The sequence below is a fragment of the Campylobacter sp. CFSAN093241 genome, assembly GCF_012889595.1.
GTDB classification, from domain to species: Bacteria; Campylobacterota; Campylobacteria; order Campylobacterales; family Campylobacteraceae; genus Campylobacter_D; species Campylobacter_D jejuni.
In genome coordinates, this window is sequence record NZ_CP040612.1 from 1,235,685 (window position 1) to 1,255,553 (window position 19,869).

Below are 19,869 nucleotides of genomic sequence, written 5' to 3' on the forward strand. Positions count from 1 at the left end.
AATTTCCCTTTAATAGGGAAATTTTAATGTCTTGCAAGATAATTTGTATCGTAGTTATTATTAATAAAATCAGGATTTTCCATCATAGAAAGATGAAAATCTTTGGTTGTTTTTATCCCACTTATAAGCAACTCATCTAAAGCTACTTTCATTTTTGCAATAGCTTTATTACGATCTTCTGCCCAAACTACAAGTTTGCCTATCATAGAATCATAATAAGGAGGCACGCTATAGTCTTGATAACAATGACTTTCCATTCTGACATTGCGTCCTGCGGGTGGAATGTATTTAGTAATCTTACCTGGACTTGGCAAGAAAGTTTTGGAATCTTCAGCTGTGATTCTACATTCTATAGAATGCCCATTTAATTTAATACTTTCTTGAGATGGTAAAGCATAACCTTCTGCTACTTTAATCATTTGTTCTATGATATCAATCTCACTTACCATTTCACTTACACAGTGTTCAACTTGCAAACGCGTATTCATTTCTATAAAATAAAAATCCAAATTTTTATCTACCAAAAACTCAAAAGTTCCCGCACCTTCATATCCTATAGCTTTAGCTGCCTTAATAGCAGTTTCATGAAGTCTAGTGCGTGTTTTTTCATCAAGCAAAATCGCAGGGGATTCTTCTATAAGTTTTTGATGGCGTCTTTGCATAGAACAATCTCTTTCGCCCACATGAATCACATTGCCAAAACTATCTCCTATAACCTGCACTTCTATATGGCGTGGATTTTGTATGTATTTTTCCATATACATAGTTCCATCGCCAAATGCTGTCATAGCCTCGCTTTCAGCCGACCAATACGCTTTTTCAAGATCTTTTTCATTTTCAACCACACGCATACCACGACCACCACCACCTGCAGCTGCTTTTAAAATCACAGGATAACCTATTTCTTTGGCAAGTTTTTTAGCTGCTTCAGCTCCTGCCAAAGCCCCATCGCTTCCTGGGATCACAGGTACGCCTGCTCTTTGCATGACTTGTTTTGCTTTTGATTTATCACTCATTAAATTCATAGCTTCCACAGAAGGACCTATAAATTTGATGTTATGTTTAGCACAAATTTCAACAAAATTTTGATTTTCACTTAAAAATCCGTATCCTGGAAAAATCGCATCTGCTTCAGCAATTTCAGCTGCTGTAATAATAGCTGGGATATTTAAATAGCTTTCAGAACTTCTTGCTTTGCCTATACAAATGCTTGCATCAGCGTATTTTAAATACAAAGCATCTTTATCTGCTTCAGAATACACACAAATTGCTTTTTTACCCATTTCTTTAATCGTTCTTAAAGCACGCAGTGCTATTTCTCCACGATTAGCAATTAATATGCTTTTAATTTCCATTTTATAATTTCTCCACCGCAAATAAAGGCATTCCAAATTCTACAGGCTGACCATCAGCAACTAAAATTTCAGCGATCCTACAATCAAATTCCGCTTCAATTTCATTCATGATTTTCATCGCTTCGATAATAGCTATAGTATCGCCTTTTTTAACCGTACTACCTACTTTTACAAAAGGTGCTGCACCTGGACTTGGAGCTTGATAGAAAGTTCCTACCATAGGGCTGTTTATACTTGGTTTGTTTGATTTTACACTTTGACTAGGTTGAGCTTCGTTTACAACGCTTACATTGATAGGTTGTGGAGCTGGAACTGGAGGACAAACAGGAGCTGGAACATCGCAGCACATATCTCTTTCAAGTTCTATTTCAAAACCATCTTGTTCTTTGATCTTAATTTTACTAATATTTGCTTCAGCAAAAAGGTTGACTAACTCTTTAATTTCTTCTTTTGTCATAAAATTCTCCTACAAAATTTAAGAACTTAACCTTATATTATATAAAAAAACTTGAAATTTAACTTTAAAAAAGAAAAAAATCATAAAAAATATAGATTTTTTAGGTTATAATCCTTACAAAAAATTACAAATATTAAAAAGGTTAAAAATGGGCTTAAAAGCGGATAATTGGATAAGAAAAATGGCATTAGAACACAAGATGATCGAACCATTTTGCGAAGCAAATATAGGAAAAGGTGTGGTAAGCTATGGACTTTCAAGCTATGGTTATGATATACGTGTAGGGCGTGAGTTTAAAATTTTTACCAATGTTAATTCAACTGTAGTGGATCCAAAAAATTTCGTAGAAGAAAATGTAGTAGATTTTGAAGGCGATGTATGTATAGTTCCTGCAAATTCTTTTGCCCTAGCCAGAACTATAGAGTATTTTAAAATGCCTGATAATGTCTTAGCTATTTGTCTTGGCAAAAGCACTTATGCAAGATGTGGCATCATCGTCAATGTTACCCCTTTTGAACCAGGTTTTGAAGGACATATCACTATAGAAATTTCAAATACTACGCCTTTACCTGCAAAAATTTATGCCAATGAAGGTATAGCGCAAGTGTTGTTTTTGCAAGGCGATGAAAAATGTGACACCACTTATAAAGATAAAAAAGGCAAGTATCAAGCCCAAACTGGCATAACCTTGCCAAGAATTTTAAAATAGGAACACTTATTGCTTTAATTTTAAAAAAAACTTAAGCAAAGGAAGGCAAAATGTTTAACAAAAAAAATATCTTAATCACGGGCGGAACAGGCTCGTTTGGAAAAACTTATACTAAGGTTTTGCTAGAAAACTATAAACCTAATAAGATTATCATTTATTCTCGTGATGAGCTCAAACAATTTGAAATGGCAAGCGTTTTTAATGCTCCTTGTATGCGTTATTTCATAGGAGATGTAAGAGATAAAGAGCGTTTAAGTGCTGCTATGCGTGATGTGGATTTTGTTATACATGCTGCTGCAATGAAGCATGTGCCTATTGCTGAATATAACCCTATGGAATGTATAAAAACAAACATACACGGTGCGCAAAATGTCATCGACGCTTGTTTTGAAAATGGGGTTAAAAAATGTATCGCTCTTAGCACAGACAAGGCTTGCAATCCTGTAAATTTATACGGTGCAACCAAACTTGCAAGCGATAAGCTTTTTGTCGCTGCAAACAATATAGCAGGCAACAAACAAACACGCTTTGGTGTTACAAGATATGGCAATGTTGTAGGTTCAAGAGGATCAGTAGTGCCTTTCTTTAAAAAACTCATCAACGAAGGAGCTAAAGAACTTCCTATCACTGATACAAGAATGACTCGTTTTTGGATCAGCCTTGAAGATGGAGTGAAATTTGTGCTGAGTAATTTTGAAAGAATGCACGGAGGAGAAATTTTCATCCCTAAAATTCCTTCGATGAAAATCACCGATCTAGCCCATGCTTTAGCTCCTAATTTAAGCCATAAAATCATAGGCATAAGAGCAGGAGAAAAACTGCATGAAATCATGATTTCAAGCGATGATAGTCATTTAACCTATGAATTTGAAAACTACTATGCTATAAGCCCGAGTATTAAATTTGTAGATAAAGATAATGACTTTAGTATCAATGCCCTAGGCGAAAAAGGACAAAAGGTAAAAGATGGTTTTTCTTACAGCTCGGATAATAATCCTTTATGGGCAAGCGAAAAAGAACTTTTAGAAATCATCAATCATACTGAAGGTTTTTAAAATGCTTACTTATTCTCATCAAAACATCGATCAAAGCGATATAGATACGCTTACAAAAGCTTTAAAAGATGAAATTTTAACAGGGGGTAAAAAGGTAAATGAATTTGAAGAAGCCCTTTGTGAATATATGGGCGTAAAACACGCTTGTGTATTAAACTCAGCCACTTCAGCCCTTCATCTTGCCTACACAGCACTAGGTGTCCAAGAAAAAATCGTTTTAACTACCCCTTTAACCTTTGCCGCTACAGCTAATGCGGCCTTAATGGCTGGAGCTAAGGTAGAGTTTATCGACATTAAAAACGATGGCAATATTGATGAAAAAAAACTAGAAGCAAGACTTTTAAAAGAGAGTGAAAATATAGGAGCTATTAGCGTGGTAGATTTTGCGGGCAATAGCGTTGAAATGGATGAAATTTCAAACCTTACTAAAAAATACAATATCCCTTTAATCGATGATGCAAGCCATGCTTTAGGTGCTTTGTATAAAAGTGAAAAAGTAGGAAAAAAAGCCGATCTTTCTATATTTTCTTTTCACCCTGTTAAGCCTATCACTACTTTTGAAGGTGGGGCTGTGGTGAGTGATAATGAAGAGCTTATCGATAAAATCAAGCTTTTAAGAAGCCATGGTATTGTTAAAAAAAGGCTTTGGGATAGCGATATGGTAGAACTTGGCTATAATTACCGCTTAAGTGATGTTGCTTGTGCTTTAGGGATAAACCAGCTTAAAAAACTCGATCACAATCTTGAAAAACGCGAAGAAATCGCAAATTTTTACGATAAAGAATTTGAAAAAAATCCTTATTTTTCCACGATAAAAATCAAAGACTATAAAAAAAGTTCAAGACATTTATATCCTATTTTGCTTTTTCCTGAATTTTATTGTCAAAAAGAAGAACTTTTTGAAAGCTTACTTCATGCAGGAATTGGCGTACAGGTACATTATAAACCAACTTATGAGTTTAGTTTTTATAAAAAACTCTTGGGGGAAATCAAACTCCAAAATGCAGATAATTTTTACAAAGCTGAACTTAGTATACCTTGTCATCAAGAAATGAATCTAAAAGATGCAAAATTTGTCAAAGATACTTTATTTAGCATTCTTGAAAAAGTTAAAAAGGGATATTGTGGATAAGCTAGACTTTAGAAGCCAAGATTTTAGCCAAACTGGAAAGGCTATGTATGAACTAGCTTGTGAACTTTTTCCTATCCCTAGGAGTATCACAGGGCAAGGTTTTAGAGATAGCTTAGAAATTTTAAATAAAACTCTGGGGGGGGGTATACTCAAATTTCACTCTATAAAAAGTGGCACAAAGGTTTTTGACTGGATAGTCCCTGATGAATGGAATGTTAAAGAAGCCTATATCATCACTCCAAAAGGAGAAAAAATTTGTGATTTTAAAAAGCATAACTTGCACCTTCTAAACTATAGCGAAGCCATCGATCAAGAAATCGAACTAGAAGAACTTCAAGATCATCTTTACTCCATAGAAGAAATGCCCGATGCTATTCCTTATGTAACGAGTTATTATAAAAGGCGTTGGGGATTTTGTCTCACGCACAACGAAAGAAAAAAACTCAAAAAAGGCAAATACAAAGTCTATATCGATGCAAAACACGATGAAAATGGAGTTTTAGATTATGCTGATTTTATCCTACCTAGTACGCAAAACTCAAAAGATGAAATTTTAATTTCAACCTATCTTTGCCACCCTTCCATGGCAAATAATGAGCTTAGTGGCCCTGTAGTGAGTATTTTCTTAGCAAAATGGCTTTTGGGTTTAAAAGAAAGAAGATATAATTACCGCTTTGTCATCATCCCTGAAACCATAGGCTCTATAGTCTATCTTAGCAAACATTTAGAGTGTTTAAAAAAACATGTTAAAGCAGGCTTTGTGCTTTCTTGCTTAGGCGATGATCATACTTACTCACTCATACACACAGTTAAAGAGAACACTCTAAGCGATAAAGTCGCCCTGCATACGCTCAAAAATAAAGAAAATTTCAAAGCTTTTAGTTTTTTAGATCGTGGAAGTGATGAAAGACAATACAATGCCCCACTTGTAAATCTTGGCATAGTAGGGGTATGTCGCACAAGGTATGGTGACTATGATGGATATCATAACTCAAAAGATGATCTCAATTTTATCTCTGAAAAAGGTTTAATGGGTGGACTTCAAAGCATGCAAGAAATGATTTTAAATCTAGAAATCAACGCCGTATATGAAAACACCATAGTATGCGAACCCAATCTTGGCAAAAGAGGATTATATCACACCCTTAGCACTACCAATGACATTCCTTTGGCTTGTAATTTTTTGGCTTATTGCGATGGAGAGAATGATATCATCGATATAGCCAATATCTTAAATATGCAAGCTTATGAATTTAAAGAACTTTTGGAAAAAATAAAATTTTATGGACTGGTAAAATGAAATATTTTTTAGAACACAATGGCAAAAAATACTCCGATAAGGATTTAATAGATGCTTTTTATCAACTAGGTATAAAAAGGGGTGATATTTTATGCGTACATACAGAACTTATGAAATTTGGCAAAGCTTTGCTTACTAAAAATGATTTTTTAAAAACCTTACTTGAATGCTTTTTTAAAGTGCTAGGCAAGGAAGGCACTCTTCTAATGCCAACCTTTACTTATAGTTTTTGCAAAAATGAAGTTTATGATAAAGTGCATTCTAAAGGCAAAGTGGGAGTGCTGAATGAATTTTTTAGAACTAGCGGGGGGGGGGGTTAGGCGAACTAGCGACCCTATTTTTTCCTTTGCTGTGAAGGGTGCTAAAGCGGATATTTTTTTAAAAGAAAACTCAAGCTGTTTTGGAAAGGATAGTGTATATGAAATTTTAACTAGGGAAGGTGGGAAATTTATGCTTTTAGGCTTGAATTATGGACACGCCCTAACGCATTATGCTGAAGAGAGAAATACCAGCTTTTGCAGGTATTTTAAGGAATTTAAGGGCTTTGTGATTGACGAGCTAGGACAAAAAAGAGAAAAAAGGATAAATTATTATGTAAGAGACTTGGAAAAAGCCTATGTATGCAGCCTTGATAAGATAAATGAAATCGTGCGGCAAACAAGGTATTACAAAAGCATAAAATTTGCAGGAGATTTTCTAGAAAGCTATGATGCTAAAGAATATGTCAAAGCCATAGGCAACGCCCTTAAGCAGGATAAATTTGCCATATATGAAAAGCTTCTTTTATGAAAAACATTTAAAGGTAGTTTATGAAATATTTACTTGAATTTGAAAATAAAAAATACTCCACTTACGACTTCATAGAAACTTTTTACAAACTAGGACTACAAAAAGGCGATACCTTGTGTGTGCATACTGAACTTTTTAATTTCGGTTTTCCCTTGCTTTCTAGAAATGAATTTTTACAGACTATATTAGATTGTTTTTTTGAAGTTATAGGCAAAGAAGGCACTTTGATCATGCCAACCTTTACTTATAGTTTTTGCAAAAATGAAGTTTATGACAAAATAAATTCCAAAACAAAAATGGGAGCATTAAATGAATATTTTCGCAAACAAACAGGAGTAAAACGCACAAACGATCCTATATTTTCTTTTGCTATAAAAGGAGCAAAAGAAGAATTATTTTTAAAAGATACAACAAGTTGTTTTGGGGAAAATTGTGTTTATGAGGTTTTAACCAAAGAGAATGGAAAATATATGACATTTGGAGGCCAAGGACACACACTAACACATTATGCAGAAGAACAATTTAATGTATTTTACAGATATCATAAAATTTTCTCTGGAATTTTAATTGATGAAAACAATATATCATACAATAAAACCATTAGTTATTATGTTAGAAAACTTGACATATCTTCTGAGCCCAATTTAATTAACATTATCAATATTGTTAATAATACTAAAAATTTTAAAAAAAACAATTTTGCAGGAGATCATATAAATATTTACAACGCTAAAGAATATATAGAAATTTTATGGAAAAAATTAGATATAAACCAAACAATTCTAATAGAAAATTATGATACAATATATTAATTTTCAACATTCTCAAGAAAGTGGTATACAATGGAAAAACAATTTTATGAAATTTTAGAAAATATACTTGAAACCAAAGTAGATGAAAATACAAATTTAAGCATGGAAAACTGCAAGAACTGGACTTCTTTAGCTCATATTGATATCATCATGAGTTTAGAAGAAGAATTTGAAATCAAATTTAACAAAGAAGATTTAAGTCTCTTAAAATCTCAAAGCACTTTACTAGAAAAAATTCAAACCCTAAAGGCAGAAAAATGAAAGAAAATATTGAAAAATTATTTCAAGCCATCGCTCAAAAAAATCCTATCCATTCTAAATATCTTAAAAAAATTGAATTTCCACAAGAAGACGAAGAAGAATTTGATAAATTAATTTCTTATTATATTCAAGATGGTATCAGTATAAAAGAACAATGCGATTGTTATTTATTGATCCTTAACGATACTTTAGAAGAAACAAAATTTTTCATAGAAAATGGGGCTTATCGTTATTCTAGCTTTGATGAAGTTAAGGATAAAGTTTATTTTAATGAAAGTTATATGAAACAATACATGATAGGCCTAGCTCTTTCTTCTTTTGTTTGGATAGCTCATATTAAAGTGAGAAAGTATTTTTCGCAATATTTAAAAAATTTTACTCCAAAAACAACTTATTTTGAAATAGGCCCTGGCCATGGAGAATATTTTGCAAGAGCAGTTAAAAGTGGTAAATTTTCCGCCTTTTATGGACTTGATATCTCTCCAACAAGTTGCGAACTTACTCAAAAAATGGTAAAACAACAAGTAGGGGGATTGATTACAAAATGTGATTTTTTATGTCAAGATTTTTTTATTTATGATTTTGATAAAAAAGCTGATTTGATAGTGATTGGAGAAGTGCTAGAACACGTAGAAAAACCTCTTGAATTCCTTAAAAGATCTAAAGAGCTTCTTAGCGATGGAGGGGAAATTTTTGCAACTATCCCTATCAATGCTCCTGCTATTGATCATATTTATTTATTTTCCCATCCTGATGAAGTTAAAGATTTGATAGAAAAATCAGGCTTAAAATTTAAAGCTTATGAATGTTTTATGGCAAATGATTATAGTTTGGAAAAAGCATTGAAATTTAAAAATGCTATCACTATGGCAGTAGTTTTAAATGCTTAATACAACACTCAATTTACCCCTTCATCATATAGGCGTGGCTTGTAAAAATTTAGAAAAAGAAAGGGAATGTTTTTTTAAACTAGGTTTTTATAAAGAATCAGAATTTATAGATGAAAAACAAGGGGTAAGAGGCGAATTTATCATTCCTTGTAATGAAGCATTTCCACAGTATAGATTTGAACTTTTGCAAAATTTAAACGATAAAGGACCACTAGATAGCTATTTGAAAAATAATACCAAAATGTATCATTTAGCCTATGAAAGTAAAAATATCGCCCAAGATTTAATTCTTTTGGAACAACAAGGAGGCATTTGTATTGTTCCTATTATGCAAGCAAGCTATTTTGCTAAACTTTGTTTTATCATGATGCCAAATAGGCTTTTAATCGAACTTGTGGAGCTAAAATGAATCTTTTTTCACCCCATTTAAAACGCAATGAGCTTATAAAATTCGCCAAAGAATTAGACTTTAGCAAAAGTCAAGATCTTCTTATTAATGTCCATAGAAATCATGCTTTTGAAGGAGTGCAAAGTATCATTGCTCCTTTTTTACATTTTGCTAATTTAAGAGCTGAGTTTAATTTCAGCTCTTATGATGATAGCTTGAGTTTTGATAACTTTAAAGAAGCTAGTTTAGAACTTTTATGGCTAGATTTAACCCGCTATAAAAATAATGTGCAAAATTTTATAGAAGAAAGACTTTTAGAACTAAGAAAAATTTCACAAAACCCTATTTTAGTTCTTAGTTTAGGAGAATTTAAAACAGATAAAAAAATTTTAAATTGTGAAATTTTTAACATAGAAAAACTCATAAAAGAGTATTTTGATGAAGAAGATATTTTAGACCTAGCTAAAGAAGAACTTACAGGCTCTAAGCTTAATAATAAAGCCTTGATTTTTTTAGCACAAATTTTAGGACTTAGCCTCATCCCTGCACTCGTAAAACCCGCTCTTAAAGCTCTTGTACTTGATCTTGATAATACCTTGTATCAAGGAATTTTAGGTGAAGAGGGTATAGATAATCTTAATTTAAGTCCTTTGCACAAAACCTTACAAGAAAAAATTAAAACTTTTAAAAAACAAGGCTTTTTACTTGCCCTAGCTTCAAAAAATGAAGAAAAAGACGCAAAAAAACTTTTTGAAACAAGGAAAGATTTTATCTTACAATGGGATGATTTTGATGCTAGAATGATCAATTGGGAACCAAAGGGTGAAAATATCTTAAAAATTGCTAAAAAATTTAATATAAATACTAACGCTATGCTTTTTATAGATGATAATATCGCCGAGCTTGAAAATACCAAATTTACAGGCGTTAAAACACTTTTATGCGATGAAAATATACTTTATAAAATCAAACTTTTTCCTAATCTTTTAAAACTTTCAAATACCAAAGAAGATCAAATTCGTGCCAAAGATATAGCAGCCAATGCTTTAAGAGAAGAGCTTAAAAGCTTAAGCGATGAAGAATATTTTCAAAATCTTGAAATCAGCTTAAATTTTAGCAAAAATGATCTGCAAAATATCCCTCGCATTAGCGAACTTTTAGGCAAAACCAATCAATTTATCGCTAATTACACACGCTTAAATCAAGAAAAAGTCGCACAACACATGCAAAAAGAACTCATTGTAAGTGTGAGTATGAGTGATAAATTAAGCGATAGTGGGATTATCGCTATTTTTGTTTTTTCTTGTAAAGAAGGAAATTTATTTATCGATGATCTTTGCATTTCTTGTAGGGCTTTAGGTAGAAAACTTGAAACTAGAATGTTTTTTAAAGCCTTTGAACTAGCTTTACATTTCTTTGATCTTAAAAACAATAATGCAAGGCTTTACTATCAAAAAGGCGAAAGAAATATGCCATTTTTGAGCTTTTTAGAACAAATTTCCAAAGAATTTGAAAAAAACTCAGCCCTTATTCCATTTCAAAATTTAAACTTCAAAGGACTTATAATCCATGAAAACTAGATTTGATAAAGCTAAAATTTCAGGCATTTGCGTAAGCGTACCTGAACATAAAATTTGCATTGATGATGAGTTAGAAAGCGTTTTTTCAAACGATATCAAAACCCTTAAAAGAATGAAAAAAGTCATAGGTTTAAACACGCGTTATATTTGCGATGAAAACACTTGCGTAAGCGATCTTGGAAAACACGCAGCCAATACACTTTTACAAGGTTTAAATATAGATAAAAATAGCCTTGATGCACTCATCGTAGTAACTCAAAGTCCTGATTTTTTCATGCCTTCTACGGCTTGTTATTTACACCAACTTTTAAATTTAAGCTCCAAAACTGTAGCTTTTGATTTAGGGCAAGCTTGTGCAGGGTATTTATACGGCTTATTTGTCGCTCATTCTTTAATACAAAGTGGCTTAGGTAAAATTTTACTCATTTGTGGAGATACTTTAAGCAAATTCATCCACCCTAAAAATATGAATTTAGCTCCTATTTTTGGTGATGGAGTAAGTGCAACTTTAATTGAAAAAACGGATTTTAACGAAGCTTTTTTTGAGCTTGGAAGCGATGGAAAATATTTTGATAAACTCATCATTCCAAAAGGTGCGATGAGAATACCTAAAGCAGATATTTTCAACGATGATTCACTCATGCAAACTGAGGAGTTTAGACAATTAGAAAATCTTTATATGGACGGAGCAAATATTTTCAATATGGCTTTGGAATGCGAACCTAAAAGCTTTAAAGAAATTTTAGAATTTTCTAAAGTAGATGAAAAAGACATTGCTTTTCATCTTTTTCATCAATCCAATGCGTATTTGGTTGATTGCATCAAAGAAGAATTAAAACTTAATGATGATAAAGTTCCTAATTTCATCATGGAAAAATACGCTAATTTAAGCGCTTGTTCACTACCTGCCCTACTTTGTGAACTAGATACTCCAAAAGAATTTAAAGCGAGTTTAAGTGCTTTTGGTGCAGGGCTTAGCTGGGGAAGTGCGGTGTTGAATTTCAAAGATTTATACACAAAAGATATTTTAATTTACACAAAGGAGAAATAATGACAAAAACTGAATTTTTAGAAGAGCTTAAAGAAGCTATGCATAGAGATGAAGACTTAAACGAGGATATGCTACTTGATGATATAGATGAGTGGGATAGTTTGGCTTTTGTATCTGTGATGGTGCTTTATAAAAATCTTTTTACTTTAAAAATCACAGCCGAGGACTTGAAAAATTGTCAAAAAGTAAGTGATTTAATCAATTTAGCAAAGCTTGATTAAAACCTTTAAGGTTTTAATCTTTTATCACTAATTCAAATTTGTCACCCACATCTTTAAATATAAACACTTTATTTCCACAAGGATAAGAGATGGAATTTTCTTGCATGAAAGATTTTCTTCCTTGTAGTTTTTCAAGCATTAAAGGAAGTTCTTTTCTAAATAAGGCTTTATCAGGTATACCACAACCATGATCTAAATTTTTAATAAATTTTCCATCAATTTTATTTTCATCTATCAAATTTAAGCTTACATCGTAACCTAAAATTTTTAATATTTGCATGGTTTGTTGTTTAAAATTGGCAGGCGTTAGAGGATCTTTATCGCTATGATAACTCACATAAATAATATTTTTATTTTTTTGACTTTGCAAAATCAAATGATCCTTATTTAACAATGTTCTAATAAAATAATTTTCATTATTAAAAAAATAAGGTGAATTTTCTTTACGCGTCCAGTGGGTTTTTAGAAAAAAAATAATCCTATTATGTGGAAAATCTTCATAATAATCACCGTAACTATGTTCCATTTCTCTTCCTAAAATATAATTTAAAGGTGGCAAAGCCGAACCCGAATTATCAATCACACCATCCACATACCAAGGAGCTATCTTTGCTATGAGTAAAGATAGGTATCCTCCATAAGACCCCCCCCCCATAAATTTTTGGTAAATCTGCAAATTTTGGAAAGCATTTAACCAAATCTTTTAAAGCATTGATATGATCAATAGCTGCCATAATGCCAAAATTTTGATAATCTCCATTAGGCGGGATAAAAGTTGAAGTAAAATTTAGTTTAAAGTTATGATCGAGTTTATTTTGCATTTTTAAATTTTCTACATGTTTCACTAAAGAATTCGCTAAAAAAAGCGCATTATCATTATTTATTTCACCATAAGAAAAATGAAACTGATTTAATAAATTTTTAATATTTTCAATATCTTCCTCTTGAAAATATTTGTATGCACTATATTTCTCAACATCTGAACGCCTTTGGCAAAAACAATGATAAAAAACATTTATTGTCGCTACATCAAAATTTTTAGCAATATAATTTCTATAAGAATCTAAAAAATATATATTTGCATTAGCTCCATAACCTCCTATGACAAAAACTATAGCTTTGAGATCTTTTTCATCATCATAACTTATGCGATATTCAAGCTTACTGGTTCTTTTAATACCTAGTTCTACATCATCACAAGAATCAATTTCAAAGGTTTGGTTTATGAGCATATATTTTCCTTTTTAATTAATAATCAATTTTAACTGATTTTCTACATCTTTAAAAGTAAACACTTTATTTCCACAAGGATAAGAGATGGAATTTTCTTGCATGAAAGATTTTCTTCCTTGTAGTTTTTCAAGCATTAAAGGAAGTTCTTTTCTAAATAAGGCTTTATCAGGTATACCACAACCATGATCTAAATTTTTAATAAATTTTCCATCAATTTTATTTTCATCTATCAAATTTAAGCTTACATCGTAACCTAAAATTTTTAATATTTGCATGGTTAGTTCTTTAAAATTTGCTGGAGTTAAAGGATCTTCTTTACTATGATAACTCACATAAATAATATTTTTATTTTTTTGACTTTGCAAAATCAAATGATCCTTATTTAACAATGTTCTAATAAAATAATTTTCATTATTAAAAAAATAAGGTGAATTTTCTTTACGCGTCCAGTGGGTTTTTAGAAAACAACTCACAAAAAAATGATCGCCCTGCATATACATATCCCCATTAGTATCTTTGCTTTTAAATTCCAACTCTCTACCAATAATATAATTAAGCGGTGGAACAGCCGAACCCGAATTATCAATCACGCCATCCACATACCAAGGAGCTATTTTTGCTATGAGCAAGGCTAAGTATCCTCCATAAGACCCCCCCCCATAAATTTTTGGTAAATCTGCAAATTTTGGAAAGCATTTAACCAAATCTTTTAAAGCATTGATATGATCAATAGCTGCCATAATGCCAAAATTTTGATATTCTCCACGCGAAGGAATAAAAGTTGCACTTAGTCTTTCTTCAAAATCATAAGGCAATCGATTTAACATTTTTAATTCTGTCATAATCTCGCTCAAATATTCACAATGACTAACTACAGTATTATTGGCTAATTGATCACATGGAATATTGTATTTACGAAGCACTTTTTCTATTAATTTTAAATCATCTTTTGTAAAATCTGCTAATGTTGAATACTTTTCAACATCCGAACGCCTTTGACAAAAACAATGATAAAAAACATGCACTGCTACAACATCAAAATTTTTAGCAATATAATTTCTATAAGAGTCTAAAAAATATATATTTGCATTGGCTCCATAACCTCCTATTATAAAAACTATAGCTTTAATCTCTTTTTCATCATCATAACTTATACGGTATTCAAGTTTGCTAGTTCTTTTTATATTTAATTCTACATCATCACAAGAATCGATTTCAAAGCTTTGGTTTATGAGCATATAAAGGCCTTTTTTATTAATTTATCGATATTATATTACAAAAAATTAAAAAGGTAAATCATGACAACTCATATCTATGATTTTTTAGAAAAAAGTTTAATCAAATTTAGCGAAAAAACTGCTTTTGTAGAACCCTTTGTCAAAGAAAGAAAGGAAATCACTTACAAAGACTTTGATCTCTTTTCTAAAAAACTAGCCAGTGAAATTTTAAAAACTTTAGGAAATGATAATCCTACTCAAGCTCCTGTTTTAATCATCTTGCCTAAAGGGATTGATTGTTTGATTTCATTTTTTGGAGTGGCACTCAGTGGAAATTTTTATACACTTTTAGATGAAAAAAGTCCTAAAGAAAGAGTAGAAAAAGTCATAGAAGTTTTAAAGCCTAAACTTTTTATCACTTCAAAGGACTTAAATTTTAACTTAGATTTACCTACGCTTTATACACAAGACTTTGAAAGTTTTAATATAGATGAGAGTTTGCTAAAAAATGCTAAAGAAAAACACATAGATACTAATTTACTCTATGTTTTCTTTACAAGTGGGAGCACAGGCATTCCTAAAGGAGTAAGCATAGCTCATAAGAGTGTGATTGATTATACTTTTTGGGTGTGTGAGACTTTTAAATTTGATGAGAATGAAATTTTAGCCAATCAAGCGCCATTTTATTTTGACAATAGCATTTTAGATATTTTTTCAAGTGTAAAATCAGGAGCGACTTTACACCTTTTACCTAATCATCTTTTTGCCTTTCCAAATAAAATTTTAGAATGCCTTGAAAAAGAAAAAGTAAGCACTATATTTTGGGTACCTTCGGTGCTGATTTATTTTGCAAATACTGAAGCTTTGAATAATTTTAGTTTAAACGCCTTAAAAAAGATACTTTTTTGTGGTGAAATCATGCCCAATAAACAGCTCAATATTTGGCGTAAACACTTACCCAATGCCTTATTTGCCAACCTTTATGGCCCAACAGAAATCACTGATGTATGTTCTTTTTATATCATCAATCGCACTTTTAAAGATGAAGAACTTTTACCGATAGGAAAAGCGTGCAAAAACACAGAACTTTTAGTTTTTGATGAAAATATGAATTTCATAAGTCCTAAACAAATAGGTGTTAAAGGGGAGCTTTTCGTGCGTGGAACTTCTTTGTCTTTAGGGTATTATAATGACAAAGAAAAAACCAAACAAGTTTTTACTCAAAATCCTTTACATGATAATTATTTAGATTTACTCTATAAAACAGGAGATATCGTTTCTTATAATGAATTTGGAGAGCTTTTATGCTACGGAAGAGCAGATAATCAGATAAAATATATGGGACATAGAATAGAACTTGGAGAAATAGAAAGCGTGATAAATTCTCATGTGAATATTAAAAACAGTGCTTGTATTTTTAAAGAAGATATTATTTGTTTTTATGAAAGTGAAGAAGAAATTAATTTTAAAGCTTTTTTGAAAGATAAATTACCTTCTTATATGATCCCAAAAAATTTTATTAAACTCGACAAATTTAAGCTTAATCAAAATGGTAAAATTGATAGAAAGGTTTTAAAAGAACTTGTTTAAATAAATATTTTATAATTTCAAAAAACTAAAGGAGAAAAAATGCAAGAAATCAAACAATTTTTTATCAATATAGAAAGAACAGATATCAATGAGAGTATGGAAAATCTAGTAAGTGAAGATTTTATCGATAGTATCGATATCATGGCTTTGGTTGCCGAAATAGAAAAATTTTATAAAAAACCCTTAAAAGCAGAATTTATCACACCTGAAAATTTTGAAAGCTTTGAAAATATCAAAAAAATGCTTGAAACTGCAATGAAAGACTAATCTTTCCTTGCAAGTTCAAGCTGTTCTTTTAAAGAACTGATGATTTCATTTTTAGAAACAATAATTTGTGCTATAAAATCCGCCACATCATCCCAGTCTTTGCTTAGTGTATGAGTTAAAGTATAGTTTTGTTCGTATTCTTCCCAATTTACAGGAGTAAAAAGAGAATTTTTATGCGGGAAATATTTGTTTTTTACCCATTCAAGTGAAGAAGCAAAATAATCCACATAAGCTTTAGCAATATCTTTTTGCACTGCAAATTTTAATCTTTTTTCTTTGCTGCCTTCAAATTTTCTTCTTGCCATAAAAAGCAAAGAATTAAGATTATCCTGCTTTAAATCTTTTTGATTTAATCTTGACATAAGCTCCATTCCTAAAAGATTAAAACTTTCATTTTTGGTTTGTTTTAAAACAAAACTCTCATCCCATTCAAGTCCTAAATGATAAACAAAATCCTTAAGTAAAGTCCCTCCTACATAATCCTCCCTTAGAAGTCTTACTATCAAATTTTCTTCTCCAAATACCTCAGCATGAGTTTTGCAAATCCATTCATAGTCAAAAATATATTTTCTAGGATGATCTTGCGGAGCAAAATCAGCAGAATAATACCCCATATTGTTTTTATGATCTTGAGAACAATGTGAGTTTAAATAACCCAAAGTATCTCTAAAATACACAATAATATAAATTTGAGTAAAACCTAACTCTCTCATAATCTTTTCTAAAATTTCTACATGTTTTTTGGTAGAAAAATCCCAAACTATACCCTCAGCTGAAAAAATAAATTTTTTATCTTTATGTAAAGCACTTTCACTTTTAAAATTTTCTATAGCTCTAAGAAGTCTTTCATTTGTGATATGACTTAAAACACTCTCTTTTTTTAAAATATCTTCTTTTTGAACCAATTCTAAAACCATATCCACCAAAGCCCAATGCCTATTTGCCACTCTAAGACTTTTTGGGTAAATATAAGCTTTTTGCAAAAGCTTTTCTTCGTTTTGCATCAAGAAGCCTTGTTTTTCTTGATTTCCTGTATTAGTAGTTCCTATATGTAAATATGCTGTCATTTTATATCCTTTATCTTTATTTTAATTTATCATCTCTAACTCAAATTTATCTTCTAAATCCTTAAACACAAATACTTTATTCCCACAAGGATAAGAGATAGAATTTTCTTGCATAAAAGATTTTCTTCCTTGTAGTTTTTCAAGCATTAAAGGAAGTTCTTTTCTAAATAAAGCCCTATCAGTCATTCTAAGTCCATGCTCTAAACTTTTTACAAATCTACCATCTATATCATTTTCATCCTTTATTAAATGTAAAGTTGCATCATATCCTAATTCCTGATAACACTTATAAAGTTCTATTTTATTTTGCACTGGCGCACCCATATCTTGTATACTATGATAGCTTACAAAAATGGTATTTTTATTTAAATTTGATTGAATTTGAAGATGGTTTGAATTTAAAACTGCTCTGATTAAATAATTTTCATCACCAAAATAATAAGAAGAATTCATATTTCTATTCCAGTATTTATATACAAAACAATAAAGTCTATAACCACTTCCTTCGAAATAAAATTCCCCTTGATTCATTTCTCTTCCTAAAATGCACGCCAAAAATGGCAAGCAAACACCTGAATTATCAATCACACCATCCACATACCAAGGAGCTATTTTTGCTATGAGCAAGGCTAAGTATCCTCCATAAGACCCCCCCCCATAAATTTTTGGTAAATCTGCAAGTTTTGGAAAGCGTTTAACTAAATCTTTTAAAGCATTGATATGATCAATAGCTGCCATAATGCCATAGTTTTGATAATCTCCATTAGGTGGGATAAAATCACAAGAAAGTTCTATTTTTTGGCTTTCATCAACCAAACCTGCTTGTTTCATTTTATTAACTTTTTGCTCTATAAGAGGAATAATTTGTTCAAAATTATCTTTATTAACCGATAAATGTCCTAAATTAATATTTTTTAAAATGCCATTTACACGCTCTAAATCATCTTGATTGGGAATAAGCTTTGGATTATACTTTTGATCAATACTTTGTCTTGCACAAAAACAATGATAAAAAACATGTACCACTACAACATCAAAATTTTTAGCAATATATTCCCTATCAAAATCTAAAAAAGAAATATTTGCATTAGCTCCAAAACCACCCACTATAAAAACTATGGCTTTGATATCTTTTTCATCATCATAGCTAATGCGGTATTCAAGTTTGCTAGTTCTTTTTATATTTAATTCTACATCATCACAAGAATCAATTTCAAAGGTTTGGTTTATAAGCATATATTTTCCTTTTTAATTAATAATCAATTTTAACTGATTTTCTACATCTTTAAAAGTAAACACTTTATTTCCACAAGGATAAGAGATGGAATTTTCTTGCATGAAAGATTTTCTTCCTTGTAGTTTTTCAAGCATTAAAGGAAGTTCTTTTCTAAATAAGGCTTTATCAGTAATCCTCATACCATGATTTAAATCTTTTATAAATCTTCCATCAATCTCACTTTCGTCTTTTATTAAATGTAAAGTGGCGTCATATCCTAGCTCTTTATACGCTAAAAAAAGAGTTTGTTTATCTTTTGCTGTATTAAATGGATCTTTTAAACTATGATAAGATACTAAAATAATATTTTTATTGACACTAGCTTGTATAGTTAAATGGGAAGAATTTAACAAAGAACGAATCATATAATTTTCATTAGTAAAAAAATAAGATAATCTTTCATCTTCTCTAGTCCAGTACGTTTTAATAAACATGCCTACCAATTTATTTAAATCACTAAAAAAAAATTCGGGTCTACTTAAATCTTTTCCTATTATACATTCCAATAATGGCAAAACAGTTCCTGAATTATCAATCACGCCATCCACATACCAAGGAGCTATCTTTGCTATGAGCAAGGCTAAGTATCCTCCATAAGACCCCCCCCCATAAATTTTTGGTAAATCTGCAAGTTTTGGAAAGCGTTTAACTAAATCTTTTAAAGCATTGATATGATCAATAGCTGCCATAATGCCATAGTTTTGATAATCTCCATTAGGTGGGATAAAAGTTGAAGTAAATTTCGCTTGATAATTTTGCGCTAATTTTCCTTGTGATTTTAAAGTAATAATATGCTGAATAAGCAATTCATAATACTTGGTAGAATTTTTACAATCAAGATTCTGTGGATTAATGCCAAAATCTAACAAAATCTTAGATAGACTTAACAAATCCTCCTCCATGAAGCTAATAGAAGCACTATACTTTTTATTATTTGATATTCTTGCACAAAAACAATGATAAAAAACATGTACCACTACAACATCAAAATTTTTAGCAATATATTCCCTATCAAAATCTAAAAAAGAAATATTTGCATTAGCTCCATAACCTCCTATGACAAAAACTATGGCTTTGATATCTTTTTCATCATCATAGCTAATGCGGTATTCAAGTTTGCTAGTTCTTTTTATATTTAATTCTACATCATCACAAGAATCAATTTCAAAGGTTTGGTTTATAAGCAATTTTAAGCCTTTTATTGTATTTTAAAGACAAT

The 19,869-nt window shown here is 30.8% G+C and carries 19 protein-coding genes and 2 pseudogenes; 14 read left to right on the forward strand and 7 right to left on the reverse strand.

Features of this window, described 5'->3' with window-relative positions:
• Positions 1-23: 23 nt before the first annotated feature.
• Entirely contained in the window at positions 24-1,355 is a 1,332-nt protein-coding gene (locus FBE96_RS06325) for an acetyl-CoA carboxylase biotin carboxylase subunit (protein ID WP_002871650.1), read from the reverse strand.
• Position 1,356: 1 nt separating this feature from the next.
• A complete protein-coding gene (accB, locus tag FBE96_RS06330; protein WP_002853623.1) occupies positions 1,357-1,812 on the reverse strand; it encodes an acetyl-CoA carboxylase biotin carboxyl carrier protein in 456 nt (151 codons plus the stop codon).
• A gap of 148 nt (positions 1,813-1,960) precedes the next feature.
• Between accB and dcd the strand changes: the two genes are divergently transcribed.
• The 12 genes and pseudogenes from dcd (at position 1,961) to FBE96_RS06390 (ending at position 12,000) form a co-directional block, all read left to right on the forward strand.
• Positions 1,961-2,521 (forward strand): dCTP deaminase, encoded by a 561-nt coding sequence (gene dcd / locus FBE96_RS06335; RefSeq protein WP_002854086.1) that lies wholly within the window; start codon positions 1,961-1,963, stop codon positions 2,519-2,521.
• A gap of 50 nt (positions 2,522-2,571) precedes the next feature.
• On the forward strand, positions 2,572-3,576 hold the full coding sequence (pseB, locus tag FBE96_RS06340; RefSeq protein WP_002871649.1) for a UDP-N-acetylglucosamine 4,6-dehydratase (inverting): 1,005 nt from the start codon (positions 2,572-2,574) through the stop codon (positions 3,574-3,576).
• A gap of 1 nt (position 3,577) precedes the next feature.
• Positions 3,578-4,708, forward strand: coding sequence for a UDP-4-amino-4,6-dideoxy-N-acetyl-beta-L-altrosamine transaminase (gene pseC, locus FBE96_RS06345; RefSeq protein ID WP_002856503.1), 1,131 nt, complete (start codon positions 3,578-3,580; stop codon positions 4,706-4,708).
• A complete protein-coding gene (locus FBE96_RS06350) occupies positions 4,701-6,008 on the forward strand; it encodes a DUF4910 domain-containing protein (protein WP_002878575.1) in 1,308 nt (435 codons plus the stop codon). The genes pseC and FBE96_RS06350 overlap by 8 nt, the downstream gene beginning before the upstream one ends.
• Positions 6,005-6,797 (forward strand): annotated as a pseudogene (locus FBE96_RS08775) (AAC(3) family N-acetyltransferase). Before FBE96_RS06350 ends, FBE96_RS08775 begins: the two are co-directional and overlap by 4 nt.
• Positions 6,798-6,817: 20 nt before the next feature.
• Entirely contained in the window at positions 6,818-7,609 is a 792-nt protein-coding gene (gene legH, locus FBE96_RS06360) for an N-acetyltransferase LegH (RefSeq protein WP_002856586.1), read from the forward strand.
• A 30-nt stretch (positions 7,610-7,639) separates the two neighbouring features.
• On the forward strand, positions 7,640-7,870 hold the full coding sequence (locus FBE96_RS06365) for an acyl carrier protein (protein ID WP_002803470.1): 231 nt from the start codon (positions 7,640-7,642) through the stop codon (positions 7,868-7,870).
• Entirely contained in the window at positions 7,867-8,760 is an 894-nt protein-coding gene (locus FBE96_RS06370; protein ID WP_002803469.1) for a class I SAM-dependent methyltransferase, read from the forward strand. The genes FBE96_RS06365 and FBE96_RS06370 overlap by 4 nt, the downstream gene beginning before the upstream one ends.
• Positions 8,753-9,169 carry a VOC family protein gene (locus FBE96_RS06375; RefSeq protein ID WP_002791673.1) on the forward strand — a complete coding sequence of 139 codons (417 nt, stop codon included), beginning with the start codon at positions 8,753-8,755 and terminating at the stop codon, positions 9,167-9,169. The genes FBE96_RS06370 and FBE96_RS06375 overlap by 8 nt, the downstream gene beginning before the upstream one ends.
• Positions 9,166-10,728, forward strand: coding sequence for an HAD-IIIC family phosphatase (locus FBE96_RS06380; protein ID WP_002810163.1), 1,563 nt, complete (start codon positions 9,166-9,168; stop codon positions 10,726-10,728). The genes FBE96_RS06375 and FBE96_RS06380 overlap by 4 nt, the downstream gene beginning before the upstream one ends.
• Positions 10,718-11,779 (forward strand): beta-ketoacyl-ACP synthase III, encoded by a 1,062-nt coding sequence (locus tag FBE96_RS06385; protein WP_002810160.1) that lies wholly within the window; start codon positions 10,718-10,720, stop codon positions 11,777-11,779. Before FBE96_RS06380 ends, FBE96_RS06385 begins: the two co-directional genes overlap by 11 nt.
• Positions 11,779-12,000 carry an acyl carrier protein gene (locus FBE96_RS06390; RefSeq protein WP_002789840.1) on the forward strand — a complete coding sequence of 74 codons (222 nt, stop codon included), beginning with the start codon at positions 11,779-11,781 and terminating at the stop codon, positions 11,998-12,000. Before FBE96_RS06385 ends, FBE96_RS06390 begins: the two co-directional genes overlap by 1 nt.
• A 13-nt stretch (positions 12,001-12,013) precedes the next feature.
• On the opposite strand, the pseudogene FBE96_RS08665 reads toward FBE96_RS06390, so the two are convergent.
• Positions 12,014-13,232, reverse strand: a pseudogene (locus tag FBE96_RS08665) (DUF2920 family protein).
• A gap of 12 nt (positions 13,233-13,244) precedes the next feature.
• Positions 13,245-14,471 carry a DUF2920 family protein gene (locus FBE96_RS06405; RefSeq protein ID WP_052783556.1) on the reverse strand — a complete coding sequence of 409 codons (1,227 nt, stop codon included), beginning with the start codon at positions 14,469-14,471 and terminating at the stop codon, positions 13,245-13,247.
• 60 nt (positions 14,472-14,531) lie between these two features.
• Between FBE96_RS06405 and FBE96_RS06410 the strand changes: the two genes are divergently transcribed.
• Entirely contained in the window at positions 14,532-16,040 is a 1,509-nt protein-coding gene (locus tag FBE96_RS06410; RefSeq protein WP_052796728.1) for an AMP-binding protein, read from the forward strand.
• Between the two features lie 39 nt (positions 16,041-16,079).
• A complete protein-coding gene (locus FBE96_RS06415) occupies positions 16,080-16,307 on the forward strand; it encodes an acyl carrier protein (RefSeq protein ID WP_002777686.1) in 228 nt (75 codons plus the stop codon).
• On the opposite strand, the gene FBE96_RS06420 is transcribed toward FBE96_RS06415, so the two are convergent.
• Genes FBE96_RS06420 through FBE96_RS06430 form a run of 3 tightly spaced genes read right to left on the reverse strand, consistent with a single transcriptional unit; the run spans position 16,304 to position 19,837 of the window.
• Complete coding sequence (locus tag FBE96_RS06420; protein WP_002826465.1) at positions 16,304-17,374, reverse strand: hypothetical protein; 1,071 nt, start codon at positions 17,372-17,374, stop codon at positions 16,304-16,306. The two genes, FBE96_RS06415 and FBE96_RS06420, sit on opposite strands and share 4 nt — an antisense overlap.
• A 21-nt stretch (positions 17,375-17,395) precedes the next feature.
• Positions 17,396-18,610, reverse strand: coding sequence for a DUF2920 family protein (locus FBE96_RS06425; protein ID WP_165433629.1), 1,215 nt, complete (start codon positions 18,608-18,610; stop codon positions 17,396-17,398).
• A gap of 12 nt (positions 18,611-18,622) precedes the next feature.
• On the reverse strand, positions 18,623-19,837 hold the full coding sequence (locus tag FBE96_RS06430; RefSeq protein WP_052796588.1) for a DUF2920 family protein: 1,215 nt from the start codon (positions 19,835-19,837) through the stop codon (positions 18,623-18,625).
• Between the last annotated feature and the right edge of the window lie 32 nt (positions 19,838-19,869).

Bases quoted from the DNA above. Each gene is read 5' to 3' on its own strand.
- FBE96_RS06325 (WP_002871650.1), bottom strand. From the start codon at position 1,355: ATGGAAATTAAAAGCATATTAATTGCTAATCGTGGAGAAATAGCACTG.
- accB (WP_002853623.1), bottom strand. From the start codon at position 1,812: ATGACAAAAGAAGAAATTAAAGAGTTAGTCAACCTTTTTGCTGAAGCA.
- dcd (WP_002854086.1), top strand. From the start codon at position 1,961: ATGGGCTTAAAAGCGGATAATTGGATAAGAAAAATGGCATTAGAACAC.
- pseB (WP_002871649.1), top strand. From the start codon at position 2,572: ATGTTTAACAAAAAAAATATCTTAATCACGGGCGGAACAGGCTCGTTT.
- pseC (WP_002856503.1), top strand. From the start codon at position 3,578: ATGCTTACTTATTCTCATCAAAACATCGATCAAAGCGATATAGATACG.
- legH (WP_002856586.1), top strand. From the start codon at position 6,818: ATGAAATATTTACTTGAATTTGAAAATAAAAAATACTCCACTTACGAC.
- FBE96_RS06365 (WP_002803470.1), top strand. From the start codon at position 7,640: ATGGAAAAACAATTTTATGAAATTTTAGAAAATATACTTGAAACCAAA.
- FBE96_RS06370 (WP_002803469.1), top strand. From the start codon at position 7,867: ATGAAAGAAAATATTGAAAAATTATTTCAAGCCATCGCTCAAAAAAAT.
- FBE96_RS06375 (WP_002791673.1), top strand. From the start codon at position 8,753: ATGCTTAATACAACACTCAATTTACCCCTTCATCATATAGGCGTGGCT.
- FBE96_RS06380 (WP_002810163.1), top strand. From the start codon at position 9,166: ATGAATCTTTTTTCACCCCATTTAAAACGCAATGAGCTTATAAAATTC.
- FBE96_RS06385 (WP_002810160.1), top strand. From the start codon at position 10,718: ATGAAAACTAGATTTGATAAAGCTAAAATTTCAGGCATTTGCGTAAGC.
- FBE96_RS06390 (WP_002789840.1), top strand. From the start codon at position 11,779: ATGACAAAAACTGAATTTTTAGAAGAGCTTAAAGAAGCTATGCATAGA.
- FBE96_RS06405 (WP_052783556.1), bottom strand. From the start codon at position 14,471: ATGCTCATAAACCAAAGCTTTGAAATCGATTCTTGTGATGATGTAGAA.
- FBE96_RS06410 (WP_052796728.1), top strand. From the start codon at position 14,532: ATGACAACTCATATCTATGATTTTTTAGAAAAAAGTTTAATCAAATTT.
- FBE96_RS06415 (WP_002777686.1), top strand. From the start codon at position 16,080: ATGCAAGAAATCAAACAATTTTTTATCAATATAGAAAGAACAGATATC.
- FBE96_RS06420 (WP_002826465.1), bottom strand. From the start codon at position 17,374: ATGACAGCATATTTACATATAGGAACTACTAATACAGGAAATCAAGAA.
- FBE96_RS06425 (WP_165433629.1), bottom strand. From the start codon at position 18,610: ATGCTTATAAACCAAACCTTTGAAATTGATTCTTGTGATGATGTAGAA.